The sequence below is a fragment of the Meiothermus rufus DSM 22234 genome, from assembly GCF_000423425.1.
In the GTDB taxonomy this organism is placed as follows: domain Bacteria; phylum Deinococcota; class Deinococci; order Deinococcales; family Thermaceae; genus Meiothermus; species Meiothermus rufus.
This window is the reverse complement of sequence record NZ_AUHY01000058.1, coordinates 1-17,565: the sequence shown is the minus strand read 5'-3', so window position 1 is coordinate 17,565 and position 17,565 is coordinate 1. Positions and strand designations below refer to the sequence as shown.

The following is a 17,565-nucleotide window of genomic DNA, read 5'->3' as shown; positions in this document are numbered from 1 at the left end:
TGGGGGCAGCGAGTTCATGGCCGAGTTTGAGGAGGCCTGCTGTGCTCTGGGGATTGCCTTGTTTGTGCTGCCGCCGAGGAGTCCTAAACTCAATGGTCACGTGGAGCGGGTGCAACGGACCTTTAGGGAGGAGCTCTATACCCGGCCTCTGCCCCCCCGGCTCAGCGAGCTACAGGCAGAGCTGGATGCCTACCTGGACCACTACAACCGCCGAAGGCCTCACATGGCCCTGGGGGGTCTTGCTCCCTTGGAGTATTTAGCTAAGATGCAGGAGGAGTCGGTTCCCCAGTCTCACATGTGTTGACCGATTACAAAGGCTGGCCGCTATATAGAGCTGCGTTGTATCATCCTGCTCAGGACGTAGGGTTTTGCATCGTAGCGCGAGGATTCTATGGAGCTAAAAGTGGGCGTTGTAGGCGTGGGCGTGATGGGCACGTATCACGCCCAAGTGTATGCCGGTCTGCCTGGGGTTCGCTTAGTAGGCGTAGCCGACCCCGACCCTTTCCGCCAAGCGGCCATCGAACAGGATTTGGAGGTGTCGGCCTATTCCAATCCCGAGGAACTACTGGGCAAGGTGCAGGCGGTTTCCATCGCCTCACCGACCTCTTGCCACTTTGAACAGGCCCGTATGTTTCTGGAGGCCGGGGTGCACGTGCTCATCGAAAAGCCCATGACCCGCACCCTGCAGGAAGCCCAGGAGCTGGTGCGCCTAGCGGAGCGACGGGGGGTGGTGCTGCAGGTGGGCCACATCGTGCGGTTCTACCGGGCCGTGGGTGACCTGATGAAACTGGTCAAAAACCCTTGGGTACTGGAGGCCCGTCGCTTGGGCAACAACCGGCGCATTCGCGATATCGGTGTGGTACTCGACCTAATGATCCACGATTTGGATCTGGTGCTGCTTTTGCTGCGGGAAAAACCCCTACGCTACAGCGTGGTGGGTCAGCAGATAGAAGGGTTGGATGAGTACGCCCAGGCGGTGGTGGACTTTCCCTCGGGAGCCCGGGCGTTGTTCACCGCCAGCCGTATCTCTCCCCAGGCGGAGCGCTCCCTGACCATCACCCAACCGGGCGAGGTTTTACGGCTGGATTTTAACAGCGAGTACACTGAGCTTTCCCTACACCGCTCGCCCCCCGTACCCCCCGACCCCGACCGGGTTGAACCTAACGGGCGCACCCAGGTACAGACCGAGCGTATCGCCATCCACAACGACAACCCACTGCGCCGTCAGCTCAAGCATTTCGTCGATCGCATCCTAAGGGGGGAACCCTCCTTAGTTACCCTCGAGGACGACCTCTTGGCCCTCGAGCTGGCTTTGGAACTCTCCCATGCCCTGCAACCGGTGATGGCCCGGTAGTATTTAAGCCGTGGACATCTACCAGATTCTCCAGTTTCTGCCGCACCGCTACCCTTTTTTGCTGATCGACCGGGTGCTCGAGGCCGACGCCAAGCGCTTTCGCGCCCTGAAGAACGTAACCTTTAACGAGCCCCATTTCCAAGGTCATTTTCCCGGCTACCCCATCATGCCAGGGGTACTGCTGCTGGAAGCCATGGCCCAGGGGGCGGTAGCGGTGGTAGCCCAGCAACCCGAATTCAAGCCCGGGGGACTGGTCTTTTTGGTAGGGGTGGAGGAAGCCCGCTTCAAAAAACCGGTGGTTCCTGGCGATACCCTGATTCTGGAAGGCGAACTGCTGCTCTACCGGCGAGGGCTGGGCAAGGTGCGGGTGGAAGCCCGGGTGGAAGGGGAGCTACGGGCCGAGGCCACCCTAAGCTTCGTCTTGCGCACGGATACCGGGGGTGCGGTCTCGTGAGCGGACTGGCCATCCACCCTACCGCGGTGGTCTCGCCCAAGGCCCAGCTAGCCTCTGACGTGCAGATCGGGCCCTATGCTGTGGTGGAGGGCCCTTGTGAGATTGGGCCTGGGGTGGAGATTGGCCCCCATGCAGTAATTCATCCCTTCGTGCGGTTGGGGGCCGGTGTGCGGGTGGGGCCACACGCGGTTTTGGGCGGGGCCCCGCAGGACCTCAGCTACCAGGGGCAGGAGACCTGGCTCGAGGTAGGCCCCCGCACGGTGCTGCGCGAGGGCGTGGTACTGCACCGCTCTACCCGGGAAGACCGGCCCACCCGCATCGGCAGCGACTGCTACCTGATGGGCTATGTCCACGTGGGCCACGATGCCCAGGTGGGCTGCGGGGTGGTTCTGACCCAGAGCGTGGGCGTGGCCGGTCACGTGGAGATCGGCGACCATGCGGTGGTGGGGGGCCTGGCCGGCATCCACCAGTTCGTCCGCATCGGCACCCGGGCCATGGTAGGGGCTCTGGCCAAGGTTACCCGGGATGTTCTGCCCTTTTCCTTGGTGGAGGGCAGTCCGGCCCGGCATTATCGGCTCAACACCGTGGGTTTGCGTCGGGCGGGCATCGCCGGGGAGCGCTACCGAGCGCTCGAGCAGGCCTTCCGCGCCCTGCGCCAGGGGCATAGCCTTGAAAACCTACCCGAAACCGAGGAGATAAAAGCCCTAAAAGCCTTTCTGGCGGCCCCCTCCAAGCGCCACCTCTCAGGTTTCGTACAGGTTGAGCGCGCAGAGTAACCCATGCTTGAAGAAGTGCTCTTGCTCACCAACGGGCCAGGCGAGCTTTCCACCTGGGTGCCCCCGGTGCTCTCTCGCCTGCGCCGCCAGCTGCCGCAGAGCCGCATCGAGCTGTACCTGATCCGCGACCAGTTCGCCGCTGGCACCGAGCAGGCCAAGGCCAGGGCGCTCGAGCTCGACGCCATAGAGGGTCGGGCTGGCCTGCTCTGGCGGCTGGCGGAAGGCCAGCGGCGCCACCGGGGGCCGGGCCGGGTGCTGCTGCTGGGGGGAGCCCCCCGCGACGCCGTGTGGCTGAGCCGGGCTACCGGGTATCCCGCCTATGCCTATACCTTCGACCCAAAGACCTACCACCCCGGCCTCCAGGCCGTACTGGTGGATGCCGAACGCACCCGGGCCGGCCTGCTGGCCCGCGGGGCCGACCCCCATCGGGTGGTGGTGGTGGGAAACCTGGTGGTGGATGCCATGCAGGAGGCCGCTACCCAGGCCTGCCCAGAGGTGGACGTGTTGCTTCTGGCGGGTAGCCGCCCCTTTGCTGCTCGCTACCTACTGGGCTTTATGCTGGCCGCAGCGGAAAAAATGGCGGCTCAGCAGCCGGGGCTGCGCTTTGCCTGGCTCAAAAGCCGCCTGCTGCCCGAGCGGGTGGTAGAGGAGGCCCTGAGGGGGGAAAAAGCCCGCCATGTGGGAGGGGTGGGGGCCCGCTGGGAAGGGGCAGCCTTGCGCACCGAGGGCGGCCTCGAGGTAGCTGTGCTGGACGAACCGATGCGCTACGCGGCCATGCGTAAAGCCCGCCTGGCCCTGACCATTCCCGGTACCAACACCCTCGAGCTGGCCCTGGCCCGGCTACCGGCCTTGGTGCTGTTGCCGCTGCACAAACCCGAGCTTCTACCTCTGGAAGGCTGGCTACACTGGCTCTTCCTGTTGCCGGGAGGCAGGCCGCTCAAGCGGGCCTTTATCCGTCGGTTGGTACCGCGCATGCCCCCCCTGGCTCTGCCCAACCAGTGGCTGGGCGAAGAGGTTTTTCCCGAGCTACGGGGGGTCTTCAGCCCCACCGAGGTGGCGGCCCAGGCCCTGGCCCTGCTCGAGGTCGAACGGGCCCAGGCGGTACGGGCCCGGCTGAGCCGCCTCGAGGCCCAGCCTGGAGCTGACCGATTGGTGGAGTATATCCTGGAGCGCTCTTCATGAACCTCCTCTTCTTGCTACGCCCCTACGGGCCGCACATCCTGCTGGCTGCTGGCCTGGCCTTGCTGCCCGCTTTGGCCCAGGCCTGGCTTCCAGGCTGGGTGGTCAAGCCCCTCTTCGACGAGGTCTTGGCGGGAAAGTGGGAACGCCTGGGCCCGGTGCTGGGAGTGGGAGCGGGTTTGCTGCTGCTCTTGGTGTTGAGCGGCTATGCCCTGGAGGCCTTCATGGGCTACCTTTCGGTCAAGGTACCCGCCCGCTGGCGCGAGCGAATCTTCGATCACCTGCTGCAAACCGACCTGCAAGCCCTACCCCCCTCCGCCGGAGGGCTTTCCGCAAGGCTGGTGGCCGACCTCAAAGAGCTGGAAGGGTTTTTGTTCTACAACCTGGGGGGTCTTCTGGCCCAGGGAACATTGCTTTTAGCCCTGCTGGGCCAGCTTCTGCTGCACTACACCCAGCTCACCCTGTACCTCTTGCTGCTCCTGCCCCTTATGGCCCTGCTCTTGGGCTGGATTGGGGCCTGGGTCACCCACTACAGCCGCCGCACTCAGGCCGCGGTGGAGCGACTGGCTGCCCGCATGAGCGAGGGGTTTGCCCGCCTGGAGCTAATCCGGGCCTTGAACCTCGAGGCCTTCGCCCAGGCCCGCTTTCGCCAGAGCAACCAGACCCACTACCGTCTAGGCCGCACCCGGGCCCTTATCGCCGCATTGCACCTACCCCTGGGCCAGCTCGCCACCACCTTGCTCTTGGGCCTACTGCTGGTGCTGGGGGTAGGAGCGGTACAGCGCGCAGCAATGACCCCAGGCGACCTGACGGCTTTTCTCACCCTGCTGGGCCTGGCCATCACCCCCCTACAGGTGTTGGGCCGGGTGGGGGCAGGGTTCGCCCAGGCCGAAGGGGCCGCGGCCCGGCTGGCAGAGCTCCTCCGGCTACCCAAAGCACCTCCCTTGGGGCATCTGCGCCCGGCTAGCTTGGAGGGAAGCCTCGAGCTTTGCAACCTTAGCTTCGCCTACCCGGGCCGCGAGGTGGTTTTGCACAACCTCAATCTACGCATCGCTCCAGGCTCCTTTACGGCCATCGTGGGGCCTTCAGGGTCGGGCAAGAGCACCCTGCTGCGCCTTTTGTTGGGGCTGTACCGGCCCAGCAGCGGGCAGGTTCTGCTAGACGGACGCAACCTGGAGATCTACGAGGCGGCCTGGCTGCGGGCCAAGGTAGCCTGGGTGCCCCAGGAGCCCCTTTTGTTTGCCGGCACAGTGGGGGAAAACCTGGCGGCCTTGGCTCCCCAGGCCCACCCTCAGGCCATGCGAGAAGCCTTGGCCACCGTGGGCCTGTACCCCGAGGTGGACCTGGAAACCCCTCTGGAAGACCAGGGCAGCGGGCTTTCGGTAGGGCAGCGGCAGCGCCTGGCCATTGCCGCGGCTCTGCTGCGGGAGGCTAAAATCCTCCTCCTCGACGAAGTGACCAGCGCCCTAGACAAAAGCAGCGAGGAACAGGTGGTGGCCGCTTTGGAGGCTATCCGGCCTGGGCGTACCCTGGTAGTGGTGGCGCACCGCCTTTCCACCGTGCGACAGGCCGATACAATTGTGGTTATGGAAAAAGGCCGCATTGTGGAGACCGGCAACCACGCCACGCTTATGGCGGCAGGGGGAAGCTATGCCGGCCTGTGGCGGCCCTGAGGCGTGAGATGGAGGCGTATCTGAAAAAAGCTCGAGGGGGACGGGTGGTGCAGACCTCCTTCTTGGAGGCCGAGGAACTCGAGGCCCTGCGCCAGCGAGCCCGGCAGGAAGGCCTGTCCTTCCAAAGCTTTGGTGGCCTACCCCTGGCCTCGCGCCAGGTGGCGGTGCTGTTTCCTCCACACATCCCCAGCGTGGCCGACCCCACCCGGCTGGTCTTCCTGCCCGGGGAGGACGACCTCGAGGCCCTGGAGGAACGGCTTCGGGCCTTTTTGGAACCAGGGTTGCTGGGCGAGCTGGAGGAAACCAGCGGGGGATTTTTGCTGGTCACCCTGCCCAAAGGGCTCAAAACCCTACAGGAAGCCGGCTGGCCAGTCCAGGAAGCCAGCCCCGAGCAGCGGCCCAAAGCCCACGAGCGGACCCGCAGCGTGGTGGTGCCCAGTCTGCGGGTGGATGTGGTGGGGGCTCGAGGATTCGGGGTCTCCCGCAACTACTTTGCCCAGGGAGTCAGAGCGGGAAAAGTGCGGCTAGGAGGCCGGGTGGCCTCCGCCAAGGACGAGGTGGCCGAAGGCGACAGCCTGCTGGCCGAAGGCTTGGGCAGTCTGGTGGTGCGCCGGGTGCTGGGCCAGACCAAGCGAGGCAACCTGAAGCTCGAGCTCGAGGTTCAGCGCCCGTAGCACCTCAGTCTAGCCGCGGGTAGGCGCTCAGGGTCAAAAACTCCTTGAACTCAGGCTGGAGCACCAGCTCATCCAAAAGCTCGGCAGCCGCTTCCAGGTTGTTAAGGCCCGCTAGCTTGGCCCTCTCTTCTTGTTTTATGGCCTGGTAGAGCCCCAGGGTGAAGGGGCGGCCATCCTCCAGTCGGGCCTCCTTCTTGAGCCACTGCCAAAGCTGCGAGCGGGAAATCTCCGCCGTAGCCGCGTCTTCCATCAGGTTGAAAATGGCCACCGCCCCACTCCCACCCAGCCAGGCGGCCAGGTACTGCAGGGCCACGCTGATGTTGTTGCGCACCCCGGCCTCGGTAATCTTGCCCCCGGGCACATGGAAGTCCAGTAGGTCTTCGGCCCCAATCTTCCCTTCCACGTCCTCGCGCAGGCGGTCTTTCTGATTAGGCTTTGGCCCCAGCACCCGGTCAAAAACCGCCATGGCCACCGGCACCAGGTCGGGGTGGGCCACCCAGGTGCCGTCGAAGCCATCGCCGGCCTCCCGTTCCTTGTCCTTAGTGACCTGCTCGATAGCCCGGGCGTTCACCTCGGGGTCTTTACGGCTGGGAATAAAGGCCGACATCCCCCCGATGGCATGGGCCCCCCGCTTATGGCAGGTGCGCACCAAAAGCTCGGTATAGGCCCGCATAAAGGGCACGGTCATGGTGACCTGCGCACGGTCGGGGAAAAGCACCTCGTGGGTCGCAAATTTTTTGATGCAGCTGAAGATATAGTCCCAGCGCCCGGCGTTGAGGCCTGCGGCGTGTTCGCGCAGCTCGTAGAGAATCTCCTCCATCTCGAAGGCCGCCAGAATGGTCTCGATGAGCACCGTGGCCCGGATGGTGCCCTGGGGAATCCCCATGTAGCCCTGAGCGAACCTGAAGACATCGTTCCACAAACGGGCCTCGAGGTGGTTTTCCAGCTTGGGCAGGTAAAAGTAGGGGCCACTGCCGCGCCGCAAAAGCTCGTGGGCATTGTGAAAGAAGTACAGGCCGAAGTCGAAGAGGCTGGCCGAGATAGGCTCGCCATCCACCAGGACATGCCGTTCCTCCAGGTGCCAGCCGCGCGGGCGCACCAGAAGGGTGGCGATGGTTTCATTGAGGCGGTACTCCTTTTCCGGGGTACTGAGGGCGATAGTGCGGCGCACCGCATCCATCAGGTTCTGCTGCCCCTGCACCACATTTTCCCAGGTGGGCGAGAGGGAATCCTCACAGTCGGCCATGAAGACCTTGGCCCCGGAGTTGAGCGCGTTGATCATCATCTTGCGGTCGGTTGGCCCGGTGATCTCTACCCGCCGATCCTCGAGGTCGGGTGGGGCGGGGGCCACCCGCCAGTCGCCCTCCCGCACGAAGCGGGTATGGGGCAGAAAACCAGGCTTCTCCCCAGCGGCAATCCGTCGGGCTACCTCGGCGCGACGTTGCAATAGCGCCTTGCGCACCGGGTTGAACTCCCGCTGCAGCCCGGCCAGGAAGGCCAAGGCCTCGGGGGTCAGCACACTGGAAGAAGCAGGCAGCTCAGGGCCGACAATCTGTACACCGGAAGGCATCTCGGACATGGGCTTCACCTACCTTGGGGCTGGATTAAAGCGCCCAGATTAGGCCCAAGCCTAGCCGGTGTCTAGGGCTTTTGTCAACCCATGAGATTTTTTTGCATCAGTTGAAAAATACCCCGAGCTGGGTTAGCCTGGGAATCATGGAAGGCAAGCGACGCCCGGGGCGCAGCCGCTCCGCCGCGGTGAGCGAGGTGCGCACCCTGGAACGGGGTCTGCACCTGCTGGAGGTTCTCTCTGAGGCTGAAACCCTTTCCCTTTCCGAGCTAGCCCGCAGAACCGAGCTCTCCCCCAGCACGGCCTACCGGCTTTTGGAAACCCTGCGCCGGCGGGGCTTTGTCGACTGGGACGAGGCCAGGGGCCTGTGGAAGGTGGGCCTACGGGCCTATCAGGTCGGCTCGGCCTTCCTAACCCGGGGGGGCCTGATCGATGCGGCCATGCCGGAGATGGAAAAGCTGGTGGACGAGCTAAACGAGACCGTCAACTTAGCCGTGCTGGATGGAAACGAGGTGGTCTATATTGCCCAGGTGGAGGGACGCCAGCTCATCCGCATGTTTACCCGTATCGGCGCCCGGGCCCCCATCTACTGCACCGGGGTGGGCAAGGCCCTAATGCTGGAGCACAGCGACGCCGAGGTTCGCCGGATTGTGGGCGCAGGGCCCTTCAAACCCTACACCGCCAAGACCATCACCACCCTGGAGGGCTTCCTCGAAACCCTACGCCAGGCCCGTCAGCGCCGCTTTGTCGTCGATGACGAGGAACGGGAAGATGGCGTGCGCTGCATTGCCGCCCCCATACACGATAACCGGGGCAAGGTGGTGGCCTCGATGTCGCTCTCGGCTCCAGCCAGCCGGGTACCCGATGAGCGCCTGGAGGCCCTGGGAGCCCGGGTACGGCAGGCCGCCGACGCGGTCTCGAGCCGGCTGGGCTGGAATGCCCTGCCCTAGCCAATGCGGGCTTCCAAGTACTCCCGCTCACCCATCACAATCTGCCGGGCCAGCTCGAGGTTCTTGGGGTACTCTTTGCCTCGGTTGATCAGGTAGGTCTCGTAGCGGCCAATTTCGAAGCGCTCTACTACGCTCCTAAGGGCTTTGCCCAGGTCGAATTCCTTGCAGGAGAAGATGTCCACGCTGATAAAGCGCTTGGCCGGGAAGGTGTGGATGGCAATATGGCTCTCCGCAATCAACACCACCCCGGTTACCCCCTCGGTATAGCCAGGGCGGGCCTCGTAGCGCTGCACGATAGGCGGGAGCACCTTGGTCATCTCCATCTCCTCGGGCAGCTCATCCAGAACCTGCCGAACCAGCTCGAAATCGGCCAGTTTCTCTGCGTTTGCCTGGTAGCCATCTATCATCAGGTGCGGGCCAAAACCGAACAGTTCCAACCTCGTTCCTCCAAAAGCTTGCGGCCCTTAGACCGCAGCTCCTGCCAGACGGCCACCCAGGGGGCGTCTTGGACAGCCCATCATTATGGGGCCCGGGGGGGTGGGTGTCAATGGCCCAAGATTTATGCCTTCTGGGCGAGATAAAAGCCGGTAGGCCGGGCTTAGTTTGGAATGGGTGTTATTAATTACACCGAGACCTTTCCCCAGCAGAGCAGTTAAGTGGAATACACACAAACCGGCCTCGAGGGGTATAGTTTAGGAGACATGAGCACGAAACCCGTGACCGGTACAGAAAAACACACCACCGTTCGGCAGGATGCTTGGTGGATCGAGCCTCTCTTCACGGTGCTGATCCTGGGCCTGTTCGGCATCTACGCCTTCTGGGTGGCCTGGAACCGACAGCACTTCGAGTATGGGCCCTACCTATCTCCCTTCTACTCCATACCCTTGCCCGGCGTGCATGCCAAAGACCTGGACTGGCTGGCCATCTCCCCGGCCTTCTTGGTGCTGTGGATTCCTTTGGGCTTCCGGGCTACCTGCTACTACTATCGCAAGGCCTACTACCGGGCCTTCTTCTGGGACCCCCCCGCCTGCGCGGTGCCTGAGCTACGTAAGGCCTACAGCGGCGAACGTGCCTTCCCCTTTGTGCTCAACAACCTGCACCGTTACTTCTGGTACCTCTCGGTGCCGGTAGTGGCCTTCTTGTGGTACGACGCCATCCGGGCCTTCTTTTTCGAGGATGGCTTCGGCGTGGGCGTAGGCAGCCTGATCATGCTGGGTAACGTGATCCTGCTCTCCTACTACACCTTCTCCTGCCACGCCTGGCGCCACCTGGCCGGGGGCTGCTTGAACTGCATGTCCAAGCACAAAACCCGCTACAACCTGTGGCAGCGCATCAGCCGCATCAATGAGAGCCACGGCTTCTGGGGGGTCACCAGCATGCTTTCGGTGTGGTTTACCGATGTCTATATCCGCCTTTGCTCGATGGGAACCATCACCGATATCCGCCTTTTTTAGGAGTTGCCTATGGAGTCTTACACAACCCATGACTACGATGTTTTGGTAATCGGTGCAGGCGGGGCAGGCCTGCGGGCAGCCATTGCGGCCATTGAGAAGGGAGCCAAAGTAGGGGTGGTCACCAAAAGCCTCCTGGGTAAGGCCCACACCGTGATGGCCGAGGGGGGTATGGCCGCCGCCTTGGGCAACGTCCGCCCGGAGGACAACTGGAAGGTGCACTTCCGCGACACCCTCAAGGGTGGGGGGATGCTCAACAACTGGAAGATGGTGATGAACTACACCAAGGAGGCCCCCGAGCGGGTGCGGGAGCTCGAGCGCTGGGGCGCGGTCTTCGACCGCACCCCAGACGGGCGCATCAACCAGCGCAACTTCGGTGGCCACTCCTACCCCCGCCTGGCCCACGTAGGCGACCGCACCGGCCTCGAGCTTATCCGCACCCTGCAGGATCACGCGGTCAAGCTGGGCATCCACGCTCACATGGAGACCACCATCTACCGCCTGCTGACCGACGCGGGCCGGGTAGTGGGGGCCCTGGGCTTTAACCGCCAAACGGGGGAGTTCCTGGTCTTCCGGACTAAGGCGGTGGTGCTGGCCACCGGGGGCCTGGGCCGCATCTACCAGATCACCTCTAACTCCTGGGAGTGCACCGGGGACGGCTTCGCCCTGGCCAGCCTGGTAGGGGCCGACCTAATCGACATGGAATTCATCCAGTTCCACCCCACCGGCATGGTCTGGCCGCCCAGCGTGATGGGCATCCTGGTGACCGAGGGGGTGCGTGGCGAAGGTGGGGTGCTCTTGAACAACCAGGGCAAGCGCTTCATGTTCGATAACGTGCCCGAGCGTTACCGGGGCGAGTTCGCCGAGAGTGAGGAGGAGGCCGAGCGCTGGTTGAAGGGGGACCGCAACGCCCGTCGCCCACCGGAGTTGCTAACCCGCGACGTGGTCGCCCGGGCCATCCGGCGCGAGGTAGCCGAAGGGCGGGGTAGTCCACACGGGGGGGTTTTCCTGGACATCGCCAGCCGCCGCCCAGCCGACTACATCAAAAAGAAACTCCCCAGCATGTACCACCAGTTCATGAAGTTGGGCAATCTGGACATCACCAAAGAGCCCATGGAGGTCGGCCCCACCTGCCACTACGTGATGGGTGGGGTGCGGGTTGACCCCGACACCCAGGCCACCAACGTACCGGGGCTCTACGCTGCCGGTGAGGTAGCGGGCGGCCTGCACGGGGCCAACCGCTTAGGAGGCAACTCGCTTTCCGACCTGATCGTCTTCGGCAATCGGGCCGGGGCTGCCGCAGCTGAGTATGCCGCCCAGCAGACCGGTTCCTTCCAGATTGATGAAGCCCAGGTGCGGGCCTACATTGCCGAGGCCCTGGCCCCCTTCCACAACCCTCAGGGCGAAAACCCCTTTGCCCTGATGAAAGAGCTGCGCAGCAGCATGCAGAAAAATGCTGGCATCATGCGGGAGGAAAGCGAGCTCAAGGCCCAGCTCGAGATTCTGGCCAGCCTCAAAAAACGCGCCTGGAACACCAGTGTCAGCGGAGGACGGGCCTACAACCCCGGCTGGCATACGGCCTTAGATATTCGGCTGATGGTGGAGATTGCCGAGGCCGTGGTACTGGCTGCTTTAGCCCGCAAGGAAAGCCGGGGCGGCCATGCCCGATTGGACTACCCCGACCCCGACCCCAACTTTGCACGAATCAACCATGTGATCCGGCGCGCCTCGGACGGCAGCCTGACGGTGGTGGCAGAACCTCTACCGGAGATGCCGGAGGAGCTGCGTAAGATTGCCGAGGCCAAAGACCTCAAGGAATTGAGCGAGAAGGTAGGAGCCTGAAGATGCCAAGCGTAACCTTTAGAGTCTTTCGCGGCGACAAAAACGGGGGCGAGCTCAAAGACTACACCGTACAGGTGGAAGAAGGCATGGTGGTGCTGGACGCTATCCACCAGATTCAGGCCGAGCAGGCCCCCGACCTAGCCTGCCGCTGGAACTGCAAGGCGGGCAAGTGCGGCTCGTGCGGGGCCGAGGTCAACGGCAAGCCTACTCTGATGTGCATGACCCGGCTGGATACCATCGACACCAGCAAACCGGTGGTGGTGCGGCCCATGAAGACCTTCCCGGTGATCCGCGATCTGGCCACCGATGTGAAGTGGAACTACGAAGCCAACAAGAAGATCAAACCCTTCACCCCGGCCCCCAACACCGACTGGATCATGATGCAAGAAGACGTGGATCGGGTACAGGAGTTCCGCAAGTGCATCGAGTGCTTCCTGTGCCAGAACGTCTGCCACGTGCTGCGCGAGCATGAGGAAAAAACCGGCTTCATTGGCCCACGCCTGTTGGTGCGCACAGCCAGTCTGGAGATGCATCCTCTGGACGTGGAAAACCGCCTGGAGATGCTCAAAAACGAGGGGGGCATCGGTTACTGCAACATCACCAAGTGCTGCACCGAGGTCTGCCCCGAGCACATCCACATCACCGACAACGCCATTATCCCGCTCAAGGAGCGGGTGGTGGACGAGTATTACGATCCGATCCTGAGCTTCTTCCGCCGGCTGTTCGGCAGCAAGAAACGCCTTGAGGCAGCCGGGTCGGCAGCGGACGACTGATACCCAAGCCCCCTCGAGGTCTCAAGGGGGCTTGTTCTTGCGGCACGGCTTGCTCTGTGCTATTGTTCCGCCATGAAAAAGCGCTTGGGCGTGCTGCTATTTGGCTTGGGGCTGGCCTGGGCCCAGCCCCTGGGCAATGTGGCCATAGTTTTTAGCGAGGGCGCGAAAACCGACCCCACCTTCAACGGGGTGGCCTATGGTGGGGCTTCGCGCACAGTGCAGCAGTTCGGGGGGCGCCTTTTCGACTTTGAACCCACCGACCCTTCCCAGATTCCCTCTGCAGTGCGGCGCTTTGCCAGCGAGCGCTTCGACCTGATCATTGGGCTGGGCTTTGCCACCGAGCCGGGTATTGCCGCCGCAGCCCGCGAGTTCCGCGAGCAGCGCTTCGCCCTGATCGACACCGCCACCGAGGCGCCCAACGTGGCCTCGTATGTCTTTCGTGAGAACGAAGGCACCTACCTGGTGGGCTACATCGCCGGGCGCCTAAGCCAGACCGGGGTGGTGGGCTTCGTGGGCGGGATGGATATACCCTTGATTCACAAATTCGAGGTAGGCTACCGCGAAGGGGTACGGCGGGCCTGCCCGAGCTGCCGGGTCATTGTGAACTACGTGGGCAACACCCCGGCGGCCTTCTCTGACCCGGCCAAAGCCAAGGAGATTGCGGCCTTCCAGCGCTCCCAAGGGGCCGATATCATCTACGCTGCCGCCGGGGCCTCGGGGCTGGGGGTCTTCGATTACGTCAAACAGGTGCGTTGCCTGCGGGCCAGTGAGCTGCCACGCGGGGTCCGCTTCCGCAGCGACCCCTTTGCCCAGGTGCCCAAGTACGACGCCTACACCCGGGAATGCGCCGGCGAGACCCGCCCCATGTTCTTTATCGGTGGGGATGGAAACCTGAACTTTTTGGGCGACACCGACAACAACCCCGCCACCCTCAACCACGCCCTGACCTGCATGCTCAAGCGGGTGGACGTGGCCGCTCAGCGGGCGGTGGAGTCGGTAGCCCGCAACACCTTCCAAGGCGGCCTGATAAGCCTGGGGCTAAAGGAAAATGGCCTGGGGTATGCCCTAGATGCCTACAACCAGGCCCTTTTGCCCGAGAGCCTGCGCCGCGAGGTGGCCGCCATCCGCCAAGCCATCATCGCTGGGCGGATTAGGGTGCCAGATCGGCGCTAGGCTCCGTAGGGCACCCAGATGTTTTTGATCTGGGTAGCTTGGCGCAGAATTTCGTCGGCATCGGGCAGAGGCCCATGGGCGGGAAGGGTCCAGGTGCGCTTCAAATTGCCCGCACTGGCCCGCTCCACCAGGGCCCAGCCCTCCCGTGGCCCAGCATACCAGATCGCATCTACATCATCGTGTTCGGCCAGGGTCTGGGCCAGCTCGTCGCGCACCCCCGTCACGATATTGAAGGTCCCCGCGGGCACATCGGAGGTCTCCAACACCTGATAGAAATCGGTGGCCGTAAGGGGGGCCTGGAAAGAGGGCACCACCACCAAGGTATTGCCCAAAGCCAAGGCCAAGCCAGCCAGCCGGGCCAAGGCTAAAAGGGGCTGGTCATCGGGACAAAGCAGGCCCATCACCCCAATAGGCTCCGGCAACGCCAGGGTAACGTTGCGCAAAGGCGTGGGATGCGCCACTCCTTCGTACTTGTCGGCCCAGGCCGCCGCAGCGAAAAGGGCCTCGAGGGCTGCCTCCACCTCGGCCTGGCCATCCTGCCCGGTCTGGGCCTGAATACGCCAGGCAAACTCGGCGGCTCGTTCAGAGAGGTTTTCGGCCAAGTAGTACAGAATCTGGGCCCGCTGGTAGGCCGGGGTCTGGCGCCAAGGCTCAAAAGCCCCTCGGGCCGCTTCCACCGCATTGCGGATGTCCTTGCGGTTCCCCAGGCCCACCTCACCCAACCGCTGTCCATCCGGGGCATAAACCACCCGGCTATAGCCGCTGTCGGGCCGTACCTGGCGCCCACCGATAAAGAGCTTGGCCGTACGGTCGATGGGGGGCAGGGAAAGCGGAAAATTGCGCAAAGCTGGGCTGGCCTCTAGTTTGGCTCTTTTCGGCTTAGCCTTGGAAGTTGTGGGCTGGCGCAGCCCTTTCTTCTTCACGTACTCCCACAACCCCTCCTTACCCCCCTCCCGACCAAAGCCGCTCTCGCGATATCCGCCAAAACCCGCCGCAGCGTCGAAGAGGTTGGTGCTGTTAATCCAAACCACCCCGGCCTTGACCTGGGTGGCAATGTCCAGAGCGAGGTTGATGTCCTCACTCCAGATGGAAGCAGCCAGACCATAGCGGGTGTTGTTGGCCAACCGCACGGCCTCTTCTGGGGTACGGAAGGTGAGGGTGGCCAGCACCGGACCAAAAATCTCCTCCTGGGCCAGGGTGGAAGCCGGGGCCACCCGGGTAAGCAGGGTAGGCGGATAGAAGCAGCCCTCCTGCGGCACCGCCCAGCTTGGCTGCCACAGCTCGGCCCCTTCGGCCACCCCCTGCTGTACCAGCCGCTCGATCTTCTGTAGCTGCACCGGGCCGATGATGGCCCCCATGTCCACCGCCTTATCGAGCGGGTTACCTAGGCGCAGTTTCTCCATGCGGGCTTTGAGCTTGGCCACCATGCGTTCGGCGATGCCCTCCTGCAAAAGCAACCTCGAGCCCGCACAACAGACCTGGCCCTGGTTGAACCAGATGGCATCCACCACCCCCTCCACCGCGCTGTCCAGATCGGCATCCTCGAACACGATGAAGGGCGACTTGCCCCCCAGCTCCAAGGAGAGCTTTTTTCCACTACCCGCCGTGACCCGGCGAATCTGCCGGCCTACCTCGGTGGAGCCCGTGAAAGCGATCTTGTCCACCCCTGGATGGGCCACCAGGGCAGCCCCGGTTCGGCCATCCCCGGTGAGGATGTTGACCACCCCGGGCGGCAGGCCCACTTGAGCGCAAAGCTCAGCAAAAAGCAAAGCAGTGAGGGGGGTCCACTCAGCGGGCTTGAGCACCACCGTGTTGCCCATGGCCAAGGCTGGGGCTATCTTCCAGGCCAGCATCAGCAGGGGAAAGTTCCAGGGGATGATCTGCCCCACCACCCCTACCGGCTCATAGCTGGCCAGCTCCCGCTCCATTAGCTGGGCCCAGCCCGCGTGGTAGTAGAAGTGGCGCACTGCCAAGGGCACGTCGATGTCGCGGGTCTCGCGGATAGGTTTGCCGTTGTCGAGGGTCTCGAGCACCGCAAACAGCCGGGCGTGCTTCTGAATTTGCCGGGCCAGGGCATATAGATAGCGCGCGCGGAGGTGGCCAGGGGTCTGGCGCCAGCCAGCCAGGGCCTTGCGGGCCGCTCGTACGGCTTTGTCTACGTCAGCAGGGCCGGCCTGGGCCACCTGGGCCAGGGTCTGGCCATTGGCGGGGTTGAGGGTGGGAAACCATTCCCGGCTCGCTGGCGGCTGCCAGCGCCCCCCAATGAAGAGGGCAAAGCGGTTTTGATGGGCTTTTAGCCAGTCTAAAGCGGGTTGGGCGGCCTCGAGGGCAGGGCCATAGGGTAGGGTCTCCATAAGTTCGGCAATGGTCATTGGGGGTCTCCTTAGCCCAACGGCTGGTACTGCATAGAAGCGTAGCGCCCATAGGCCAGGTGCTCGAGTTGCCGTTCAATATCGTTTAGAAGTGCGCTAGCCCCAATGCGGAAGAGGTGGGGCTGCATCCACTCTAAGCCCAACTCCTCCTTCATCAGGATGAGCCAGTCCAAAGCCTGCTTGGCACTGCGAATGCCCCCAGCCGGTTTGAAGCCGACCTTGTAACCCGTCTCCTCATAGTAGGCCCGGATAGCCCGCACCATCACCAGGCTGTGGGGCAGGGTAGCGTTGACCGCTTCCTTGCCCGTGGAGGTCTTGATGAAGTCGGAGCCGGCCTGCATGCAAACCAGGCTGGCTTTGAGCACGTTCTTAAGGCTGCCCAGTTCCCCTACGGCCAGGATGCTTTTCATATGGGCTGGCCCGCAGGCCTCGCGAAAATCGCGCACCTCCTGGTACAAAGCCTTCCAGTTGCCGGTGAGCACATGGCGGCGCGAGATCACGATGTCGATCTCCTGGGCTCCCGCGGCTACTGAGGCCTCGATCTCTTGTAGCTTGAGCCGGTGGGGGGTTAGACCAGCGGGGAAACCGGTGGAAACGGCAGCCACTGGAATGCCGCTACCCGCTAGGGCCTCGAGGGCGGTGGGCACCATCTCGTGGTAGACGCAGACTGCCCCCACGCTCAGGCGCAGCTGGCCCACCCCCAGGGCCTGCAAAAGCTCGGGCCGTACCGGCTGGCGGGCTTTAGCGCACAGGCGGCGCACCGTGCCGGGGGTGTCGTCACCAGAGAGGGTGGTGAGGTCAATGGTGCGGATGGCGTGCAGCAGCCAGGCTGCCTGCCACTCCTTTTTGACCGTGCGGCGGGTGGGCAAGGTGGCAGCCCGGCGTTCAACCGCGCTGCGGTTGACCCGCACCGCCTCGACCAGGCGCAGGTCGAAAGGGGTGCCGGGGTTGCGTTCCACGGGGTAGGCAGAAGGAAGGGTAGCTGCCATAAAGGCCTCGAGCAAAGCCGATTATAGCCCAGAAGGGCAACGCGCCAAACAACGCTAAGTAGCCCGGCCTTCCTTTGAGACAGACCCTGGAAGCCATCGCACAGACAAAACCACACTTTATGCCCAAGCGGCAACAACGGCTTTGAGTAGCCCGCTGAACCTGGACGGACACATGTGAGACTCTAAGCTGGGATAAAAAGAGGGGAACCAACCAAGAAAGGAGGTTCCCCAGGTGCAGTTTACCACCGTTGGCCGAGAGATATGGCAAGGCGCTAGACAAGCACAGAGGCTGGCCGAGGCCAAAGCAGGCGACCCAGAGGTCAAGGAACGTCTGC

15 protein-coding genes and 1 pseudogene are annotated in these 17,565 nt (G+C 63.5%); 12 read left to right on the top strand and 4 right to left on the bottom strand.

The annotated features are described in order from the left end of the window. The 7 genes and pseudogenes from G552_RS15260 to G552_RS0110720 all read left to right on the top strand — a co-directional run. A pseudogene (locus tag G552_RS15260) lies at nt 1-289 on the top strand (integrase core domain-containing protein); the annotation flags it as partial. Nucleotides 290-391: 102 nt separating this feature from the next. Continuing rightward, nucleotides 392-1,354, top strand: a complete 963-nt coding sequence (locus G552_RS0110745; protein ID WP_027883042.1) for a Gfo/Idh/MocA family protein — start codon at nt 392-394, stop codon at nt 1,352-1,354. A gap of 10 nt (nt 1,355-1,364) precedes the next feature. After that, nucleotides 1,365-1,808, top strand: coding sequence for a 3-hydroxyacyl-ACP dehydratase FabZ (gene fabZ / locus G552_RS0110740; protein WP_027883041.1), 444 nt, complete (start codon nt 1,365-1,367; stop codon nt 1,806-1,808). Further along, a complete protein-coding gene (lpxA, locus tag G552_RS0110735; protein ID WP_027883040.1) occupies nt 1,805-2,584 on the top strand; it encodes an acyl-ACP--UDP-N-acetylglucosamine O-acyltransferase in 780 nt (259 codons plus the stop codon). The genes fabZ and lpxA overlap by 4 nt, the downstream gene beginning before the upstream one ends. 3 nt (nt 2,585-2,587) lie before the next feature. Continuing rightward, a complete protein-coding gene (locus G552_RS0110730; RefSeq protein WP_027883039.1) occupies nt 2,588-3,766 on the top strand; it encodes a glycosyltransferase family protein in 1,179 nt (392 codons plus the stop codon). Further along, nucleotides 3,763-5,436: an ABC transporter ATP-binding protein gene (locus tag G552_RS0110725; protein ID WP_027883038.1), complete on the top strand. Its 1,674-nt coding sequence runs from the start codon at nt 3,763-3,765 to the stop codon at nt 5,434-5,436. The genes G552_RS0110730 and G552_RS0110725 overlap by 4 nt, the downstream gene beginning before the upstream one ends. Nucleotides 5,437-5,444: 8 nt before the next feature. Then, entirely contained in the window at nt 5,445-6,110 is a 666-nt protein-coding gene (locus G552_RS0110720) for a S4 domain-containing protein (protein WP_027883037.1), read from the top strand. Nucleotides 6,111-6,114: 4 nt separating this feature from the next. Here G552_RS0110720 and aceB read toward each other — a convergent pair whose 3' ends face one another. After that, nucleotides 6,115-7,689, bottom strand: a complete 1,575-nt coding sequence (gene aceB, locus G552_RS0110715; RefSeq protein ID WP_027883036.1) for a malate synthase A — start codon at nt 7,687-7,689, stop codon at nt 6,115-6,117. 137 nt (nt 7,690-7,826) lie between these two features. On the opposite strand from aceB, the gene G552_RS0110710 reads away from it, so the two are divergent. Then, nucleotides 7,827-8,630, top strand: a complete 804-nt coding sequence (locus G552_RS0110710) for an IclR family transcriptional regulator (protein ID WP_027883035.1) — start codon at nt 7,827-7,829, stop codon at nt 8,628-8,630. On the opposite strand, the gene speD is transcribed toward G552_RS0110710, so the two are convergent. After that, entirely contained in the window at nt 8,627-9,067 is a 441-nt protein-coding gene (gene speD / locus G552_RS0110705; protein WP_027883034.1) for an adenosylmethionine decarboxylase, read from the bottom strand. The two genes, G552_RS0110710 and speD, sit on opposite strands and share 4 nt — an antisense overlap. Nucleotides 9,068-9,331: 264 nt before the next feature. Between speD and G552_RS0110700 the strand changes: the two genes are divergently transcribed. The 4 genes from G552_RS0110700 to G552_RS0110685 all read left to right on the top strand — a co-directional run bounded on the left by G552_RS0110700 (nt 9,332) and on the right by G552_RS0110685 (nt 13,869). After that, entirely contained in the window at nt 9,332-10,084 is a 753-nt protein-coding gene (locus tag G552_RS0110700) for a hypothetical protein (RefSeq protein ID WP_027883033.1), read from the top strand. Between the two features lie 9 nt (nt 10,085-10,093). Beyond that, a complete protein-coding gene (locus tag G552_RS0110695) occupies nt 10,094-11,923 on the top strand; it encodes a fumarate reductase/succinate dehydrogenase flavoprotein subunit (protein WP_027883032.1) in 1,830 nt (609 codons plus the stop codon). A 2-nt stretch (nt 11,924-11,925) separates the two neighbouring features. After that, on the top strand, nt 11,926-12,696 hold the full coding sequence (locus tag G552_RS0110690) for a succinate dehydrogenase/fumarate reductase iron-sulfur subunit (protein WP_027883031.1): 771 nt from the start codon (nt 11,926-11,928) through the stop codon (nt 12,694-12,696). Between the two features lie 72 nt (nt 12,697-12,768). Further along, entirely contained in the window at nt 12,769-13,869 is a 1,101-nt protein-coding gene (locus G552_RS0110685) for a BMP family lipoprotein (protein WP_027883030.1), read from the top strand. Here the strand turns inward: G552_RS0110685 and G552_RS0110680 are convergent. Beyond that, nucleotides 13,866-16,241 (bottom strand): aldehyde dehydrogenase family protein, encoded by a 2,376-nt coding sequence (locus G552_RS0110680; RefSeq protein ID WP_027883029.1) that lies wholly within the window; start codon nt 16,239-16,241, stop codon nt 13,866-13,868. The two genes, G552_RS0110685 and G552_RS0110680, sit on opposite strands and share 4 nt — an antisense overlap. Nucleotides 16,242-16,252: 11 nt before the next feature. Next, nucleotides 16,253-17,230, bottom strand: a complete 978-nt coding sequence (gene deoC, locus G552_RS0110675) for a deoxyribose-phosphate aldolase (protein WP_036270680.1) — start codon at nt 17,228-17,230, stop codon at nt 16,253-16,255. Nucleotides 17,231-17,565: the final 335 nt, after the last annotated feature.